Source organism: Actinomadura rugatobispora, assembly GCF_055379765.1.
Window position 1 is genome coordinate 450,778 of sequence record NZ_AP029191.1, and the last position, 17,302, is coordinate 468,079.

At 74.3% G+C, this 17,302-nt stretch carries 17 protein-coding genes; 11 read left to right on the forward strand and 6 right to left on the reverse strand.

Annotated features, from left to right (window positions below):
* Positions 1-78 precede the first annotated feature (78 nt).
* The 6 genes from ACZ466_RS01790 (at position 79) to ACZ466_RS01815 (ending at position 4,589) form a co-directional block, all read left to right on the forward strand.
* Complete coding sequence (locus ACZ466_RS01790; RefSeq protein WP_378285487.1) at positions 79-765, forward strand: hypothetical protein; 687 nt, start codon at positions 79-81, stop codon at positions 763-765.
* A gap of 33 nt (positions 766-798) precedes the next feature.
* Positions 799-1,581: a MerR family transcriptional regulator gene (locus ACZ466_RS01795; RefSeq protein WP_378285488.1), complete on the forward strand. Its 783-nt coding sequence runs from the start codon at positions 799-801 to the stop codon at positions 1,579-1,581.
* Positions 1,582-1,591: 10 nt separating this feature from the next.
* Complete coding sequence (locus ACZ466_RS01800) at positions 1,592-2,452, forward strand: hypothetical protein (RefSeq protein ID WP_378285489.1); 861 nt, start codon at positions 1,592-1,594, stop codon at positions 2,450-2,452.
* 21 nt (positions 2,453-2,473) lie between these two features.
* Positions 2,474-3,088, forward strand: a complete 615-nt coding sequence (locus ACZ466_RS01805; protein ID WP_378285490.1) for a methyltransferase domain-containing protein — start codon at positions 2,474-2,476, stop codon at positions 3,086-3,088.
* 92 nt (positions 3,089-3,180) lie between these two features.
* Complete coding sequence (locus tag ACZ466_RS01810; protein WP_378285491.1) at positions 3,181-3,651, forward strand: PPOX class F420-dependent oxidoreductase; 471 nt, start codon at positions 3,181-3,183, stop codon at positions 3,649-3,651.
* A 5-nt stretch (positions 3,652-3,656) separates the two neighbouring features.
* Positions 3,657-4,589 (forward strand): NADP-dependent oxidoreductase, encoded by a 933-nt coding sequence (locus ACZ466_RS01815; RefSeq protein ID WP_378285492.1) that lies wholly within the window; start codon positions 3,657-3,659, stop codon positions 4,587-4,589.
* 13 nt (positions 4,590-4,602) lie between these two features.
* On the opposite strand, the gene ACZ466_RS01820 is transcribed toward ACZ466_RS01815, so the two are convergent.
* On the reverse strand, positions 4,603-4,920 hold the full coding sequence (locus ACZ466_RS01820; protein ID WP_378285493.1) for a sulfurtransferase TusA family protein: 318 nt from the start codon (positions 4,918-4,920) through the stop codon (positions 4,603-4,605).
* Positions 4,921-5,159: 239 nt separating this feature from the next.
* Here ACZ466_RS01820 and ACZ466_RS01825 point away from each other — a divergent pair, with 239 nt between their 5' ends.
* On the forward strand, positions 5,160-7,259 hold the full coding sequence (locus ACZ466_RS01825; RefSeq protein ID WP_378285494.1) for a HelD family protein: 2,100 nt from the start codon (positions 5,160-5,162) through the stop codon (positions 7,257-7,259).
* Between the two features lie 19 nt (positions 7,260-7,278).
* On the opposite strand, the gene ACZ466_RS01830 is transcribed toward ACZ466_RS01825, so the two are convergent.
* Both ACZ466_RS01830 and ACZ466_RS01835 read right to left on the reverse strand, forming a co-directional pair.
* The gene (locus ACZ466_RS01830) at positions 7,279-8,856 is read right to left on the reverse strand and encodes a glycosyltransferase family 39 protein (RefSeq protein WP_378285495.1); all 1,578 of its coding nucleotides are present in this window, start codon (positions 8,854-8,856) and stop codon (positions 7,279-7,281) included.
* 86 nt (positions 8,857-8,942) lie between these two features.
* A complete protein-coding gene (locus ACZ466_RS01835) occupies positions 8,943-10,364 on the reverse strand; it encodes an MFS transporter (RefSeq protein WP_464042708.1) in 1,422 nt (473 codons plus the stop codon).
* A 324-nt stretch (positions 10,365-10,688) separates the two neighbouring features.
* Here ACZ466_RS01835 and ACZ466_RS01840 point away from each other — a divergent pair, with 324 nt between their 5' ends.
* The 4 genes from ACZ466_RS01840 to ACZ466_RS01855 all read left to right on the forward strand — a co-directional run bounded on the left by ACZ466_RS01840 (position 10,689) and on the right by ACZ466_RS01855 (position 14,556).
* Complete coding sequence (locus ACZ466_RS01840) at positions 10,689-11,684, forward strand: FecCD family ABC transporter permease (protein WP_378285509.1); 996 nt, start codon at positions 10,689-10,691, stop codon at positions 11,682-11,684.
* Complete coding sequence (locus ACZ466_RS01845) at positions 11,681-12,715, forward strand: FecCD family ABC transporter permease (protein ID WP_378285497.1); 1,035 nt, start codon at positions 11,681-11,683, stop codon at positions 12,713-12,715. The genes ACZ466_RS01840 and ACZ466_RS01845 overlap by 4 nt, the downstream gene beginning before the upstream one ends.
* A complete protein-coding gene (locus tag ACZ466_RS01850) occupies positions 12,712-13,518 on the forward strand; it encodes an ABC transporter ATP-binding protein (protein ID WP_378285498.1) in 807 nt (268 codons plus the stop codon). Before ACZ466_RS01845 ends, ACZ466_RS01850 begins: the two co-directional genes overlap by 4 nt.
* 75 nt (positions 13,519-13,593) lie before the next feature.
* The gene (locus ACZ466_RS01855) at positions 13,594-14,556 is read left to right on the forward strand and encodes an ABC transporter substrate-binding protein (protein WP_378285499.1); all 963 of its coding nucleotides are present in this window, start codon (positions 13,594-13,596) and stop codon (positions 14,554-14,556) included.
* Positions 14,557-14,625: 69 nt separating this feature from the next.
* Here ACZ466_RS01855 and ACZ466_RS01860 read toward each other — a convergent pair whose 3' ends face one another.
* The 3 genes from ACZ466_RS01860 to ACZ466_RS01870 all read right to left on the reverse strand — a co-directional run bounded on the left by ACZ466_RS01860 (position 14,626) and on the right by ACZ466_RS01870 (position 17,247).
* Positions 14,626-14,832 carry an MbtH family protein gene (locus ACZ466_RS01860; protein WP_378285500.1) on the reverse strand — a complete coding sequence of 69 codons (207 nt, stop codon included), beginning with the start codon at positions 14,830-14,832 and terminating at the stop codon, positions 14,626-14,628.
* Positions 14,833-14,835: 3 nt separating this feature from the next.
* Positions 14,836-16,110 (reverse strand): lysine N(6)-hydroxylase/L-ornithine N(5)-oxygenase family protein, encoded by a 1,275-nt coding sequence (locus ACZ466_RS01865; RefSeq protein WP_378285501.1) that lies wholly within the window; start codon positions 16,108-16,110, stop codon positions 14,836-14,838.
* Between the two features lie 105 nt (positions 16,111-16,215).
* Positions 16,216-17,247 (reverse strand): iron-siderophore ABC transporter substrate-binding protein, encoded by a 1,032-nt coding sequence (locus tag ACZ466_RS01870; protein WP_378285502.1) that lies wholly within the window; start codon positions 17,245-17,247, stop codon positions 16,216-16,218.
* Positions 17,248-17,302: the final 55 nt, after the last annotated feature.

Genomic DNA, 17,302 nt, shown 5'->3' on the forward strand with positions numbered 1-17,302 from the left:
TCCGCGGGCCGCCCCGCCCGTAGCTTCCGGTACGACGCCGTACGACGCCGTACGACGAAGCGACCCGAGGAGCACGACGTGACCGGTCCGGCCGGAACCACCGAGCAGCAGCACCCCGACATCTCCCGCGCCGACGCGGGCGCCGTCCTGATCGACCAGTGGGACGTGGGGACCCGCGAGCGGCAGCGGGCGGGCGCCGCCGCCCTCGCGCGGCTCTGGCGCTCCGCTCCCCTCCCCGGCGGCTGCCTGTCCCGGAATCTGTACGTGAGCGACGACGGTACGGCGGTCCTGGCGTACGAGCAGTGGCGGAGCCACGAGGCGTACCGCCGGTTCGCCGAGACCGGCCGCCCGCCGCTGACCGGGGAGGTCGCGCCGGGCGTCGAGCGCCGCGAGCCCGCCGCGTACCGCCTGTACCGCACCGGTCTCACCGCGCGGGGGCGCACGCCCGGCAGCATCGTGATCATCCGGTTCGACACCCGGGACGAGCGGGCCGCCCGCGCCCTGGTGGACGGCCTGATCGAGGAGTTCGCCGGCGCCGACCTGCCCGGGGGCGGCCTCGCCTCGCACTTCCACATCGCGGTGGACGGCTCCCGGATGCTCAACTACGCCGAGTTCACGGACGCGGCCTCACACGAGGCGGTGATCGAGGCGTCCACCCGGGGCGGCAACCGGCTGGGCTCCCTGATCGCCCGGATGGACGGGGTGACACCGCTCGGTTTCCGGCGCTACACGCTGCACACGGGCGTCCCGGGGGCGCCGGTTTGACCTTGACGCAACGTCAACGTTTCTAATGAAGGCATGCGGATCGGCGAGATCGCGGCGCTGGTCGGGGTGTCCACCCGTACCGTCCGCCACTACCACCATCTGGGCCTGCTGCCCGAGCCCGAGCGGCGGGCCAACGGCTACCGGGACTACCGGCTGCGGGACGCGGTCGCCCTGGCCCGCGTCCGCCGCCTGACGGAGCTGGGGCTGTCACTGGACGAGATCCGCGACGTGCTGGCCGACGACCAGGGCAAGGAGCTGCGCGAGGTGCTTCTGGAGCTGGACGCCGACCTGGCCAGGCAGCAGGAGGCCATCGCCGCCCGCCGGGCCCGGCTGGCGGCACTGCTGTCGGAGGCGGACCTGCACCCCGAGTCGACGGTGTCGCCGGACCTGGCGGCGGTGCTGGACGCGCTGCCGCACGGCGGGTCGGAGTTCGCCGAGTTCGACCGCCAGGTGATCGCGCTGATCGAGACCGGGGTCGACGAGGCGGCCCGGGCCGAGTTCCTGGAGATGTTCCGGCCCTTCACCGAGCCCGCGGCGGTCGAGCGCGGCGAGGACCTCTACCGGCGGCTGGACGAGCTGACCGGCGTCCCGCCCGACGATCCCCGCATCGCCGAGCTGGCGGCCGACCTCGCCGATCACATCCCGGCCGAGATGGCGGCCGTGATGGTCGACAGCCTGGCGCCGCCGGGCGGGGGCGCGCCCGGCGCCGAACAGGTCCAGGGCGCCGAATGGCTGGACACGCTGCTGGGCGAGCTGCCGCCCGCCCAGCTCGCGGTGTTCCGGCGGATGGTGGCCCTCCTCATGGAGAGACGGTGACAACGTGTTGGTGAAGATCGCGCGTGCCGCGCTACTGGCCGTGTTCCCCGCCGAGCTGACGCTGGTCGTCCTGCTGCTGTCGGGGGCCGATGTCCCCGCCGGGCTGATCCTGGCGGCCGAGGCCGCCGTGCCGGCGGTGCTGGCCCTGGAGCTCACGGTGGCCTGCCGGGTGTTCGCCGCCGCCCGCCGGGACGGCGCCGACCGCCGGGCGGCGCTGCGCGAGGTCCGCGACCGGCTCGTCCCCCGGCAGGTCCTCCGGCTGGCCGGCTTCGAGCTGAAGGGCAACCACAGCCTGCTGCTGTGGGCGGCCCGCCGCCGGTCGGGCGTTCCCGAGGGCGCCGTCGAGGTCTCCTACGCGCGCGAGCAGACCTTCACCCAGTCGCTGTGGCTCTTCGCGATGACGGTGGAGCTGGTGGGCTTCGAGATCCTGCTGCGCGGGCTCGGCGTGCCGGACTGGCTGCGGATCCTGGTCCTGGTGGTGGACGTGTACGGACTGCTGATGGCGCTGGGGATGTGGGCGGCCTGCGTCACCCGCCCGCACGTGGTCACCCGCGACGAGCTGCGGCTGCGCTCCGGCGCGTACTTCGACGCGCGGATTCCGCGGGACCGGATCGCCGCGGTCCGCTCCGTCCGCAACCTCAACGAGACCGGCCTCATCCGCGTCGAGGACGGCACCGCCGCCGTGGTGGTCGCCTCGCGGACCAACCTGGTCGTCGAACTGACCGAGCCGGTCACCATCGTCCGGCCGATGGGCGCCCGCGCCGAGGTCCGCGCGATCCGGTTCTTCGCCGACGACCCCGCCGCCGCGCTGACCGCCCTCCGCACGTCCCCCGCCCCCGCTCCCTCCCCCGAGCTCGCCCTCGAACCGTGACGACCGCGTAGTCTTCCGATCATGAACCACCCGCCGCCCGTGCCCGCCGTGCCTTCCGGCCATCCGGATCGGCTCCGCTGGAACGCCAAGTACGAGGCCGCCCCGCGGCCCTCGTTCAAGGCCCACCCGGCGGCGGCGCGGGCGCTGGCCGTGCCGCCCCCGGACGGCCCGGTCCTCGACCTGGCCTGCGGCCCGTCGGGCTGCGCCCTGCTGGCCGCCGGGTCCGGCCGCGAGGTGACGGCGGTGGACGTCTCCGAGACCGCCCTGGACCTGCTCGGCGAGGAGGCCGGGCGGCGCGGGCGGCGCGACCTGATCACCCTCGTCCACGCGGACCTGGCCGTGTGGACGCCGCCGCCGCGCGCCTTCGCGCTGGTGGTGTGCACCGGCTTCTGGGACCGGAGGGTGTTCGGACCGGCCGCCGAGGCGGTGATGGACGGCGGGCTCCTGGCCTGGGAGGCGTTCACCTCCGACGCCCGCCGCGAGCGCCCGTCGCTGCCCGCCGAATGGTGCCTGCTCCCCGGCGAGCCCGCGACGCACCTGCCCGGCCCGTTCGTCGTCCTCGACCAGCGGAACGTCCCGGACGAGCCGGGTGCTCCCAGGCGGCGGCTGCTGGCCCGGCGCGGCGGGTCCGGGTGAGATCCGAGTGAAACCGGCGAATCACGGTAAGGGAGCAGGGACGAAGATCCTGCCATGACACCCGCACGACACCCGAAGGAAGGGGGCCGGTGATGGCCCGCACCATCGCGACGAACCAGACCGTGGGGCTGCCCGAACTGCTGGAGTTCGTCCGGCCTCGGCACCGCGCGCTGCTGCTCACCGCCCGCGCCGACGGGCGCCCGCAGGGCTCGCCGGTGACCTGCGGCGTGGACGACGCCGGCCGGGTGGTCGTCTCCACCTATCCCGAGCGCGCCAAGGTCCGCAACGCCCGGCGCGACCCCAGGGTCAGCGTGATCGTCCTGTCCGACGAGTGGAACGGGCCGTGGGTCCAGATCGACGGCCGGGCCGAGGTGATCGACGCGCCCGAGTCGGTGGAGCCGCTCGTGGAGTACTTCCGCAACATCTCCGGCGAGCATCCCGACTGGGACGAGTACCGCGCGGCGATGGTCGAGCAGGGCAAGTCGCTGATCCGGATCAGCCCGGAGGGCTGGGGCCCCATCGCGACGGGCGGTTTCCCGGCCCGGCTCGCCACCGAGGACTGAGCGCCGTGCGAGCGATCAGCCAGGACGTCCTGGGCGGCGTCGAGGTGCTCAAGGAGATCGACCTGCCGCGCCCCGACCCCGGGCCCACCGAGGTCCTGGTCCGCGTGCACGCGGCGGGCGTCAACCCGACCGACTGGAAGCACCGGGCGTACGGGCTTTTCCTGGGGCAGCCGCCGTTCGTGCTGGGCTGGGAGCTGTCGGGCGTGGTGGAGGAGACCGGCCTGGGCGTGACCCTGCACAAGCCGGGCGACGCGGTGTTCGGGATGCTGAAGTACCCGCAGGGGGCCGGGGCGCACGCCGAGTACGTCTCCGCCCCGTCCCGCTACTTCGTCCCCAAGCCCGAGAACCTCGACCACATACAGGCCGCGGCGCTGCCGCTGGCGGGGCTGACCGCCTGGCAGGCGCTGGTCGACACCGCGGGCCTGGAGGCCGGGCAGCGCGTGCTGATCCACGCGGCCGCGGGCGGGGTCGGGCACCTGGCGGTGCAGATCGCCAAGGCCCGCGGCGCGTACGTGATCGGCACCGCCAGCGAGCCCAAGCACGCCCTGCTGCGCGGGCTGGGCGCGGACGAGCTGATCGACTACCGCACCACCGACTTCGCCGAGGCGGTCCGGGACGTGGACGTGGTGCTGGACACCATCGGCGGCGAGTACGGCCCGCGGTCGGTGCGGACGCTGCGCCCGGGCGGCGTGATCGTCACCATCACCCCGCGCGACGTGCGGATCGGTGACGCACCCGGCGTCCGCAGCGAGGTGCTGCTGGTCGAGCCCGACCAGCAGGGCATGAAGGAGCTGGCGGCGCTGGCCGGGGCGGGACGGCTGCGCGCCCAACTCGACACGGTGGTGCCCCTGGAGGAGGCCGCCAGGGCGCACGAGCGCGGCGAGACGAACCGGACCACCGGGAAGATCGTCCTGTCCGTCGTCCACCGGCCTCGATGAACCGAGCCCGGCCTCAGTTCTGCGGGCGCCAGGGGGACTCGGGCCGGGTGGGCCGCGGCGCGGCGGCCACCCGCAGCGCGTAGGTGGGCGTCTCGCCGTACGGCGGCGGAACGGTCCCGAGGTACTCGTGCCCGGTCATGTGGCACCAGGCGGCCAGGTCGAGCGGTGCGGCCGGGTCGCTGGCCATCAGGTGGACGACCGTCCCGGCGGCCATCTCGGCCAGCCGGCCGCGCAGTTCCAGCAGCAGCCGCACGCAGGAGCGGTCGCCGCCGTCGATCACGACCGGCCCGGCGTCGACGCCCGTGTCACCACCCGCGTCGCCCTCCGCCATGCGCCTCGCCCCCTGCCGTTGAGCGCCTCTGCCGGTCGATCATAAACCCGTTTGGCACGGGCCCGCGGGCGCGCTAAAGTGCCTCCCGCTTCTTTTCGAGGCAGGCGCCCGCACCATGCCTGAGGGTCGCAACGAACCGGAGTTCCTCCGGGGCGGGATCCGGAGTCCGCCGCCTCCCCTTCTTTCCTGCCGACACCTTCCCGCCGACACCGCGACCCGAAAGCCGAGGCCGTCCTGCCATGGCCGATTCCTCCGGCGCGCCCGCCGACCCTGCCCTCGACCACGCCGAGCCCGAGATCCGGGCCGAGCGCGCGTACCTGGCGACCGCCCGCGCCGCGCTGCACCGGATGCACCACGACGTCGTCACCACCGAGACCCAGCTGACCGCCGCCGCCGAGGACAACGACAACTACGCCGAGCGGCTGTTCCAGAAGCGCGCCCGCGAGCTGCGCGCCCTGCTGCTGGTCGACCTGCCCGACGTGCCGCTGTTCTTCGGCCGCCTCGACTTCGACCCCGGCGCCGCCCACCCGGGCTCGACCGGCGCCGAGCGGCTCTACATCGGGCGGCGGCACGTCCACGACGGCGCCGGGGACCCGCTGGTCATCGACTGGCGGGCGCCGATCTCCACCGCGTTCTACCGCGCCACCCGCGACGACCGGCAGGGCGTGCGGCTGCGCCGCCGGTACGGGTTCTCCGGCGCCGCCGAGCTCACCGCCTACGAGGACGAGCCGCTGGCCGGCCCCGGCGTGGACGGTGACCGGGCCGGGGCGTTCCTGGCCGCCGAGATCGAACGCCCCCGCTCCGGGCCGATGCGCGACATCGTCGCCACCATCCAGCCCGAGCAGGACGACCTGGTCCGCGCCCCGCTGGAGCGGACCGTCTGCGTGCAGGGCGCCCCCGGCACCGGCAAGACCGCCGTCGGGCTGCACCGCGTCGCCTACCTCCTCTACACCGAGCGCGACCGGCTCGGCCGCACGGGCATCGCCGTCGTCGGGCCGAACCGCTCGTTCCTGTCCTACATCCGGCGGGTGCTCCCGGCGCTGGGCGAGGTCAACGTCACCCAGACCACCGTCGAGGAGCTGATCGGCCGCGGCCCCGCGCACCACCGCGAGGACCCGGCGGTCGCCCGCCTCAAGGGCGACGCCCGGATGGCGGAGGTGCTGCACCGCGCGCTGTGGTCGCACGTCACCCGGCCCGCCGAGGGGCTGGTGTACGCCAAGGGCGTCTACCGGCACCGGGTGGCCGACCACGAGGTCAGCGAGATCGTCGCCGGGCTGCGCGGCGCCATGCGGTACGGCCCGGGCCGCGCGGCCGCCGCCAAGCGGATCGCCCACGCGGTCCTGGTGCAGATGGAGCGGCGGGGGGAGTCGCCCGACGACCGCACCCACAACGCCGTCGCCCGTTCCAAGCCCGTCCGGCAGCTGCTCGACGCGGTGTGGCCGAAGGTCACGCCCGAGCAGGTGCTGTTCCGGCTGCTGTCGGACGCGGAGTTCCTCGCCAGGTCCGCCCGGCGCGACCTCACGCAGGAGGAGCAGGAGCTGCTGCTGTGGCGCAGGCCGCCCAGGTCGTGGCGCTCGGCGAAGTGGTCGGACGCCGACACCGCGCTGCTGGACGAGCTCTCCGACCTCGTCGAGCGCACCGCCTCGATCGGCCACATCGTCCTCGACGAGGCCCAGGACCTCAGCCCCATGCAGTGCCGCGCCGTCGGGCGGCGCTGCGCCACCGGCTCGATGACGGTGCTCGGCGACATCGCGCAGGGCACCGCCCCGTCGGCGGTCGGCGACTGGGCGGCGCTGCTGCGCCACCTCGGCAAACCGGACGCCCGGCTGGAGACGCTGGAGCGCGGCTACCGCGTCCCGGCGCAGATCATCGACTTCGCGGCGCGGCTGCTCCCCGAGATCGCCCCGGGGCTGGGCGCCCCCACCTCGGCCCGCCGCTCCCCCGGCGCGCTGCGCGTCGCCGCCGCAGCGCCCGAGGGGCTGCCGGACGCGGTGGCCGCGACCTGCCGCGAGCACCTGAAGGGCGAGGGGTCGATCGGCGTCATCACCGCCGACGCCGCCCTGCCCGCGCTGCACCAGAGGCTGCTGGCGGAGGGCCTGGAGGCGGCGTCGCTGGAAGAGAACGAGAACGCGATGGAGGACGCGCGGCTGGTGTGCGTCCCGGCGACCCTGGCCAAGGGCCTGGAGTTCGACACGGTCGTCCTCGTCGAACCGGCCGGGATCGTGAACGCGGAGCCGCGCGGGCTGCACCGCCTGTACGTCGCGCTCACCCGCGCCGTCAGCGCGCTGCACGTGCTGCACGCCGCGCCGCTGCCCGCCGCCCTCCGCGAGGCCGCCTGAGCGCGGCCGGGCGGGAGGATCAGCGGGAGACCTCGAACACCCGGAGCACCCGGTCGGGGGTGGCGAAGACCTGGCGCCACCCCGGCCGGTTCCCGCTGGTGTCGCCCCACGTCCTGCGCGCCTCCATCTTGCAGTACGGGCAGACCTTCCCCCGCTCGGTGTCGTAGAACACCACGAGGTCGCCGGCGGCCGGGCCGGGCTTCCCCGGGCGGGACACGAGGATCTCGGCCCGCCACGCCTCGCCCCCGAACGGCCCGCTGCGGTAGACGGCCAGGATCCGGCGCGTGTCGGGGTCGGTCCACACGCGGCGGTACGTGCCGTCGCGGTCGTGCATCCAGCCCCGGAACGCCTCCATCTGCGTGGCGCCGCCGGCCCTGGTCTGCGGTGTCGCCCACCAGCCGCTCGCCGCGACCCCGGAGACCACGGCCGCCGCGGCGAGGACGGCCACGGCGGGCAGCACGACCCGTACGCGCCCCCGGTCCGGAAGGCGGGCGGCCAGGAGCATCGCCAGCAGCCACAGCGCCGCCAAGCCGCCGAGCACGAACGCGGGGAAGATCGGGAACCAGTAGCGGATGAGCTGGAGCCTCAGCTTGGGGGCGCTCGGGTCGATCACTCCGCCGAGCAGCGTCAGCGGCACCCAGAACAGCGCGCACAGCGCCGCGGGCAGGACCAGCCGGCGCGGCCAGGCCAGCGCGCCCAGCAGGGTGGCGCCGATCATCGCGACCAGCAGGCCGCCCTCGGGGTAGTGGTCCCGCAGCGTGTTGGGCAGGCGCAGGACGTACATCATCCGGGGCTTGTCCCGGTACGTCGAGGCGATCTCGGGACGGGACGGGCCGCTGCCGTGCCCGGTGATCGCCAGCAGCCGGGCCAGCGGATCGCCGTACAGCCGCCAGCACAGCAGCAGCTCGGTCACGCCCAGCACGACGATCGGCGCCGCCGTCCACGCCAGCCCGGCCAGGCCCGCCCGGCGCCACAGCAGCACCGGGATGACGGGCCAGAGGAAGACGATGAACTCGCGGGTCATGTACGACCAGCCGAGCAGCGCCCCGAGCCCCACCAGCACCCAGACGCTCGGCGGATCGTCCCGTTTGCGGACGGCGACCGCGATCGCGAGCGCGCAGGTGAACAGCCCGACCGCCAGCACGTCGGGCAGCAGGTCGGTCGAGTCGTTGAAGACCGGCGTGGCCGCGACCACGGCCACGCCCGCCGCGACGCCGACCGGCCGGGAGAACAGCAGCGTCCCCAGCGCGTAGGTGCCGAGCAGCAGGGACAGCGTCGCCAGCACCGGCACGACCGCGTACGCCGCCTGGGAGTACCCGAACACCTTCACCGCGAGGGCGGCCGGGACGACCAGGCCGAACCGCGTGAGCTGGTGCGTCTCCGTCCCCTCGGTGACGGGGTCGGGGAACCGGCGCGCGGCCAGCATGTAGTTGAGCTGGTCCGACGGGGCCGGGACGCGCAGGTGGGCCAGCAGCACCACCAGCCAGGCCAGGCCCAGCAGCCCGGGGACCAGCCAGGCCCGCGCCGCCCGGCCGCGGCGACCGGCCGGGGCGGCGTCCTCTTCCTTGGTCGATGTCGCTCCGAGGCTGGCGATCACGGCGCTAACCTGCCAGTCCGCGGCCGCGGAGCGGGTGCCGACACGGTAAACGCCCGGTGAATTCGGGCCCGGGACCGGGCGTGACGTCACCCTCGGGACGCTTGGCTCCTCCCGGCCGCCGAGCGGTGCAGCAGGACCGACACCGCCGCGGCCACGGCGGCGAAGGCGCCCAGGGTCAGGCAGACCGCGCGCAAGGCGCCGGTGAAGGCCGCGCCCTCCAGGTGCCCGCCGCTCAGGGCGGCCAGCAGCGCGCCGACCACCGCGAGCATGACGGTCTCGGTGACGAGCCGGGCGGTGTTGAACATGCCCGAGGCGGTCCCGGCCCGCTCGGGCGGGACGCCGCCGATCGCCATCCCGTCCAGCACGCCGTTCGACACCCCCACGGCCGCGCCGAGCAGGACGAACGGCGCGAGGAGGCGGGCGGGCGTGGCGTCCGGTCCGATGGTGGCCAGCAGCAGCACGCCGGCGCCGGCGACCGCGACCGGCCCGGCCACCAGGACCGGGGCGGGCAGCCGGCGGGCCAGCGCCGCACCGGCCGCCGGCAGCAGCACGGTCGGGACGGTGAGCATGAGCAGCCAGGCGCCGGCCGTCCCGGCGTCCAGGCCGACCACGGTGATCAGGTACGAGGGCAGGTACACCACCAGCGGCACCAGCACGCCCATCAGCGCGCCCGCCGCGGCGGCCAGGGCCAGGAAGCGGCGGTCGGCCAGCAGGTCGAGCGCGAACATCGGGTCGGGGCGGCGCCGCTCGATCCGGACGAGCGCGACGGCCATGGCCGACGCGGCGGCGAACGCGGCGACGACCAGCGGGTGCCCGAAGCCGAGCGCGGGCCCCTCGTCCAGCGCGAAGATCAGGACCAGCAGCGCCCCGGTGAACAGGGCCGCGCCGGGCCGGTCGACCGTCCGTCCCGGCTCTCCGGGGACGGGCGGCAGCGCGCGGACCAGCGCCAGGGCGGCCGCGGCGAAGCCGGCCGGGACGGCCAGGACGGCGCGCCAGCCCAGCGCGTCCACCAGCACGCCGCCAAGGGTGGGCCCGAACGCCAGCCCGACGCCGAGCACGGTCCCGACCAGCCCGAACGCGCGGGCGCGGGCCCGGGGGTCCTGGAAGGTGGCGGCCAGCAGCGCCGACCCGCCCGTGGTGGCCGCGGCGGCGCCGATCCCGGCGGCGGCGCGGGCCAGGTCGAGCACCACGATGTGCTGGGCCAGGGCGCCGGCGACGCCGCCGCCGCAGAACAGCGCCAGGCCCCAGGCGAAGATCCGGCGCCGTCCGAAGACGTCGGCGAGCGAGCCGGTGAGCAGCAGGAAGCCCGCGTAGCAGGCGTTGTAGCCGTTGACGACCCACTGGGCGGCGGGCAGCCCGGCGTCCAGGTCGGCCCGGATGCCGGGCAGGGCGACCGAGGCGCCGGTGATCGTCAGCGGGATGGTCAGCATCGACGCCAGCACGACGCCCAGGACGAGCAGCCGCCGGGCGGTGGAACGAGCAAAGGAAGGGGAGAGTGTGTCGGACACGGAACGCTCCGCGGATCGATGGCGGAGCCGGGCAGCGCTGAGCGCCGCACCGGCGCTGGAGCTGATGCGGCGAAGCGTGGAGCCGTGGGTTACCCGGGGTGCACGCCGCCGCTACGGGCGGCGTGATCATTCGACTCGGGCATGATCGCCATCATAGTCGACACGGGCCTATATGCCTCGGATATGCGCCCCCTGTTCACCCCTCGAGAGTGATTTGTCTTTTTCGCCGGGCATACCCTACGATTCCGCTGAACTTAGGCATGCCTTACCTATGTGATAGGTGGCCTGCCCTCTTTGAAGTGAAGGTGGCGGCGGGTGGGCGGGATGCGCGGCAGGCGGCTCGCCGTGGTGGCGGGGTGCGCCGTACTCCTGGTGGCGGCGACGCTGGCCAGCCTGGCCGTGGGCAGCCGCGGCATCGCCCCCGGACACGTCCTGGACGCGCTGCTGCGCCCCGACGGCGGCGAGGAGAGCACGATCGTCCGGTCGATGCGGGTGCCGCGCACCGTCACCGGGCTGGCGGTCGGCGCCGGGCTGGCGCTGGCCGGGGTGCTGATGCAGGCCCTGACCCGCAACCCCCTCGCCGATCCCCGGCTGATGGGCGTCACGTCCGGCGCGTCCCTGGGGGTCGTCGTCGCGATCAGCGTGTTCGGGCTGACGACGCTGCCCGCCTTCGTGTGGTTCGGCATCGTCGGCGCCGCCGTGGCCGGTGCGTTCGTCTATGTGCTGGCGGCCCGCGCGCGGGACGGGGCGTCGCCGGTCACGCTGGCTCTCGCGGGCACCGCCCTGGACGCCTCGCTCACCGGCGTCGTCGTCGGAGTGCTCACCGTCGACGCGCAGACCTTCGACACCTACCGGTTCTGGGCCGTCGGCTCGCTGGCCGGGCGGCCCCCCGAGGTCGCCCTGTGGATGCTGCCCTTCCTGGCCGCCGGGACGGTGCTGGCCTTCGGCGCGGCGCGCGGGCTGGACGCGCTCGCTCTCGGCGACGACGTGGCGCGCGGCCTGGGCCGCAACGTCGGCCGGGTCCGGCTGCTGGCCGCGGTGGCCGCCGTCGTGCTCACCGGCGCGGCGGTCGCCGCCGCCGGTCCGATCGGGTTCGTCGGGCTGGCGGTGCCGCACCTGGCGCGCGGCCTGGTCGGCGCCGACCACCGCTGGGTACTGGGCGTCTCGCTGCTGCTCGGGCCCGCGCTGCTGCTGGCCGCCGACGTGCTCGGCCGCCTGATCGTGCCGCCCGCCGAGGTCCGCGCCGGTGTCGTCACCGCGCTGCTGGGCGCCCCGTTCCTCATCCTGCTGGTCCGCCGCGGACGGACGGTGACCGCGTGAAGACCGCTCATCCCGTCGCGGGCCATGTGGTCGTGGGCCGCGGGCCGGTGGCGTTCGTGGTGCGGCGCCGCCCGGTCGTCGCCGGCGCCGTGCTCGCGGTGCTGACCGGCGTCGCCGTGGTCGTCTCCCTGGGCGTGGGCAGCACGTTCGTCCCGCCGGGCGATGTCGTGCGCGCGCTGGCGGGGGACGGGCCGTTCGTCGTCGTCGTGCAGGACCTGCGGCTGCCGAGGATCGCGGTCGGGCTGGCGGTCGGGCTGCTGCTCGGCCTGGCCGGCGCGCTGCTGCAGTCGATCAGCCGCAACCCGCTCGCCAGCCCGGACGTGGTGGGCGTCACCCAGGGCGCGGGGCTCGTCGCCACCCTCGGGATGAGCGCGGGCATGGGCGCGGTCTGGCTGGGACCGGCCGCGCTGGTCGGCGGCCTGGCCGCGGCCGCGGTCGTGTTCGCGCTGTCCTGGCGGTACGGGCTGGCCGCGAACCGGTTCGTGCTGTGCGGGATGGCCGTCGCGCTGGCGCTGCGGGCGCTGACCGAGGTGATCATCGTCGACGCCGACCCGATCGAGGGGCAGCAGGCGCGGATCTGGCTGGCGGGCAACCTGGGCGGGCTCGGCTACGCCGAGGCCCGCGCGCTGCTGATCCCGCTGCTCCTGCTCGCGCCCCTGCTGCTGTGGGCGGGACGGGCCCTGGACACCGCGGCCCTCGACGACGAGGTGGCCCGCGGGCTGGGCGTCCGGGTCGTGCGGCGGCGGGTCGCGCTCGGCGCCGTCGCGGTGGTGCTGGCCGCCCTGGCCACCTCGCAGGCGGGCGCCGTCGACTTCGTCGCGCTCGCCGCGCCGCAGCTCGCCCGCCGCCTCGTCCGCGCCGAACGTCCCCCGCTGGCCTGCGCCGCGCTCACCGGCGCGCTGCTCACCGTCGTGGCCGACCTGGTCGCCAGGACGGCGTTCGCGCCGATCCAGCTGCCGGTCGGGGTGCTCACCGCGGCGCTCGGCGGGCCCTACCTGCTGTGGCTGCTCGTACGGAGGAAGAAGGCATGACCACCGAGGAGAAGGCGCGTCCCCCGGTGCGGCTGACCGCGCGCGGGCTCAGCGTCGGCTACGGCAACCGCCTCGTCATCGAGGACCTGGACCTGGAGCTGCCCGGCGGCGCGTTCACCGTGATCGCCGGGCCCAACGCCTGCGGGAAGTCGACGCTGCTGCGCACGCTGGCCCGGCTGCTGGAGCCGCGCGGCGGCAGCGCCCTCATCGACGGCGCCGACGTGCACGCGCTGCCCTCCCGCGAGCTGGCCCGCCGCCTGGGCGTCCTGCCGCAGAGCCCGGTCACCCCCGAGGGGCTGAGCGTGGCCGACCTGGTGGCGCGCGGCCGCCAGCCCCACCAGCGGTGGTTCCGGCAGTGGAGCACGGCCGACACCGACGCCGTGGAGCGGGCGCTGAGCCTGACCGGGCTGGACGAGCTGCGCGACCGCCCGGTGGACGCGCTGTCGGGCGGCCAGCGGCAGCGGGTGTGGATCGCCATGACGCTCGCCCAGGACACCGACGCGCTGCTCCTCGACGAACCCACCACGTTCCTCGACCTGGCCCACCAGGTGGAGGTCCTCGACCTGCTGCGGCGGCTCAACCGCGGGGGCCGGACGGTCGTGGCGGTGCTGCACGACCTCAACCAGGCCTGCCGGTACGCCGACCACCTGGTGGTGATGAAGGCGGGCCGGGTCGTCGCCCAGGGCCCGCCCGGCGAGGTCATGGACGCCGACCGCCTCGAGGACGTGTTCGGCCTGGGCGGCGTGGTCGTCCCGTGCCCGGTGACAGGGGCCCCGCTGGTCATTCCGAACGCGCCGGCCTGACCGGTCCGTGGGGGGCGTCCCGCAGTGAGAACGCCCCCCGACAACATTCGCCCCCACAGAAAGCAGGTGGCACACGTGAAGTTCCTTGGACTCGGCCGGAGGCTGGGTGCGGCGGTCGCCGGTGTGATGGCGGCCGGACTCGTTCTGACCGCCTGCGGAAGCGGCGACGCCGAGTCGTCGGGCCCCACCCGCACCGTCAAGCACGCCATGGGCGAGACGAAGGTGCCCGAGAGCCCCCGGCGCGTCGTGGTCCTCGACACCGACAAGCTCGACACCCTGAAGTCCCTCGGCCTGACCCCGGTCGGCAGCGTGCTGCCGGGCGAGGCGGGCGGCATGCCCAAGTACCTCGGCGGCGAGTTCGCCAAGGTCAAGGTCGTGGGAACGACCCAGCAGCCGGACGTCGAGGCGATCGCCTCGCTGCGGCCCGACCTGATCCTGGGCTCGAAGTTCCGCCAGGAGAAGTTCTACGGCGAGCTGTCGAAGATCGCCCCGACCGTTTTCACCGAGCTGGTCGGGATCACCTGGAAGCAGAACTTCCTGCTGGACGCCGAGGCCGTCGGCAAGAAGGCCGAGGGGCAGCAGAAGCTGCAGGCCTACGAGGCGCGCGCCAAGGAACTGGGCAGGTCGCTCGGCGATCCCGCGCGGCTCAAGGTCAGCGTGATCCGGTTCATGCCCGACGAGCTCCGCCAGTACGGGCCGGACTCCTTCTCCGGCATCGTGCTGCGCGACGTCGGGGCCGGCCGTCCCAAGCTGCAACTGCTGGAGGACAAGAGCGACAAGCGGATGGCCCCGCTCAGCCCGGAGCGCATCGCCGACGCCGACGGCGACATCGTCTTCGTCGCGGCCTACGGGGAGAAGGCCGCGCAGGAGCAGGCCAAGGTCACGGCCGGGCCGCTGTGGCAGAAGCTGGGCGCGGTCAAGGCCGGGCGCGCCCATGTGGTCGACGACGAGATCTGGATGACCGGCATCGGCGTCACCGCCGCCGGGAAGCTCCTGGACGACCTGCAGAAGTACCTCACGCCGCTGGCCGAGAAGTAAGGCACCGCCGAACGAGAGGCGCCGTCTCCCCTGGACATGGGGGGCGGCGCCTCCGGCGTTCGCCAGGTCTCAGCCGGCGCGGTCGGCGAGGCTTCTGGGGCGCAGGTCGGTCCAGTTCAGCCGGACGTACTCCAGGCAGCGCTCGCGCTCCTCCGGCCCGTACACGGTGGTCCATCCGGCGGGCACGTCGGCGAACTCGGGCCACAGCGAGTGCTGGTTCTCCTCGTTCACCAGGACGAGGAACCGGCCGTCGGTGTCGTCGAAGGGGTTGGTCATCGGTCAGGCCTCCTGGGCGACGCGGGCGCTGCGCCCGGCGATGGAACGGACGATGTCCCCGGTGCGGACCGCGATCATCGACAGCAGCGACGAGGCGATCCCGTGCGTGTGCTCGGTGGCCCCCTGCAGGTACACCGCCCAGCCGCACTCGGGTCCGGTGGCGAGCCGGTAGTCGCGCTCGACCACCAGGCCGCCGCCGGGCGCGGTCCGGCAGTGCTCGGCGGCCTCGCCGAGCAGGTCGAGCGGGCTGCGCTCGCGGTATCCGGTGGCGCAGACCAGCGCGTCGGCCTCCAGCGCGGTCACCTCCCCGGACGGCAGGAAGCACACCTTGAGGTCCACGGCGCCGTCCCCGGCCCGGACGTCCAGGACCCGGGACACGTTCATGATCCGCAGCCGTTCGGTTCCGGCGACCTTCTCGGCGTACGCGCGCCGGTACAACTCGTCGATGAGGTCGAGGTCGACGACGGAGTAGTTGGTGTTGCGGGAGTAGTCGAACAGCATCCGCTTCACGTCGTCGGGCGCCTGGTAGTAGTGGTCGACGGCCTGCGGGTCGAAGATCCGGTTGGCGAAGGCGCTGTCGTCGGCCGGCGAGTACCCGTACCGGGTGAAGACCGCGCAGACCTCCGTGCGGGGGTAGCGGCCGTGCAGGTGCTCGACGGCCTCGGCGGCGCTCTGCCCGGCGCCCAGCACCACCAGCCGGCGCGGCTCGCCCTCGCGGGCGTCCAGCTCCTCCAGGCGGGTGAGGAGGTCCTCGGTGTGCCAGATCCGCTCGCCCTGCCGCACGCCGTCGGGCAGCACCGGCTCCAGCCCGGCCCCGATGACGAGGTTGCGGGCCAGGCAGGTGTGCAGCTCGTCGTCGTGCCGCACCACCACCTCGAGGGTGTCGGCGTCGTGCGGGCGGACCGCGACCACCTCCGCCCCGTACCGCACCATGCCGGAGAACGAGGCGGCCACCCACTCCAGGTAGTCGTGGAACTCCAGCCGCGTCGGGAACATCGTCTTGTGGTTGATGAAGTCGACCAGGCGGTCCCGGGAGTGCAGGTAGGACACGAAGGAGTACCGGCTGGTCGGGTTGCGCAGGGTCACCAGGTCCTTCAGGAAGTTCACCTGCATCGTGGCGCCCTCGATGAGCATGCCGCGGTGCCACCCGAAGGCAGGCTGCTTCTCGAAGAAGACCGCGTCCACGCCGGAGCCGTACTCCTCCTCCAGAGCCACGGCCAGGGCCAGATTGGAGGGTCCGAAACCGATGCCCACAACGTCATGGACGGGTGTCGCCATGTGCGCCTCTCACTCAATAGTCGTGCGGGGGGCCAAAGTCGTACGGGGCCAGGGAACGGGCCCCTCCGCGGCCGCCGGCCCCGGATGCCGCGGAGGGGCGGGCGGTCAGCCCGTCTTCTCCGCCTTGGCGGCCTGGGCGATCTTCGGCACGATCTGGTCGACCACGTAGGGGACCGACAACGCGGTGGGGGTGCGCAGCGGCCAGAACGCCTTGAGGTCGAGCGCCACGTACGCGCCCCGCTTGACCACGCCGAGGTCGGCGAAGACCTTGTTGCCCTCGATCTTCTTCTGCGTGGCCGGGTCGTCGTTGTAGTGGCTGATCAGGACGTCCACGTCCAGGACCGAGACCTTCTCCATGCTCAGCTCGGCGGCGAAGCCCTCGCCGGGCAGCGTGGCGAGGGTGTCGGGCAGCTTCATGCCGAACTGCTCCAGCATCTTGACGCTGGTGTCGTCCTTGGACTTCATCACGGCGATGTTCCCGGAGGGCATGACGCTGGTGAACGCGAAGCCCTTGCCGTTCAGCTCGGGGTGCGCCGTCTTGACCGAGCCGATCTTGGCCTCGACGTCGGCGACCAGCTTGTCGCCCTCGGCCTTGAGCCCGACGGCCTGCGCGACCTGCCGGGTGATGTCCTGCCAGGAGTCCTCGGCCGGGCCCGTCTGGTACGCGGTGGTCGGCGCCAGCTCCTTGAGCTTGGCGTACTCCTTGTCGATCGTGAAGTCGCCGCCGGCCAGGATCAGGTCGGGGCGCAGCTTGGCGATCTCCTCCAGGTTGAACCCGGACTCCGCCGGCTTCAGCAGCGTGGGCTTGGTCCCGGTGACCTTGGACGCGGTCCAGGGGGCCAGGCCGTCGGGCTGGACGCCGGTCAGCTCGGTCATCCCGACCGGCTGGACGCCCAGGGCGAGCAGGGCGTCCTGGTCGACCTCGCCGAGCGCGACGATCCGCTCCGGCTTCTTCTCGATCGTGGCGGTGCCGAGCTTGTGGGTGAGGGTGACGGGGTACGCGCCCCCGGACCCGCCACCGGCGGAGGTCTCCGCGGGCTCGTCGTCGCCGCAGGCGGCCACGAGGCCGAGGCTCAGCAGCAGAGCCCCGGCCGCGGCCAGGCGGCGCATGGTGGAGCCTCTTCTATCGCGGGGCATGGGGGGTCTCCCCTCCACAAGGATTCGGCGCATGGGGGTCGTCCTTCCTGACAGT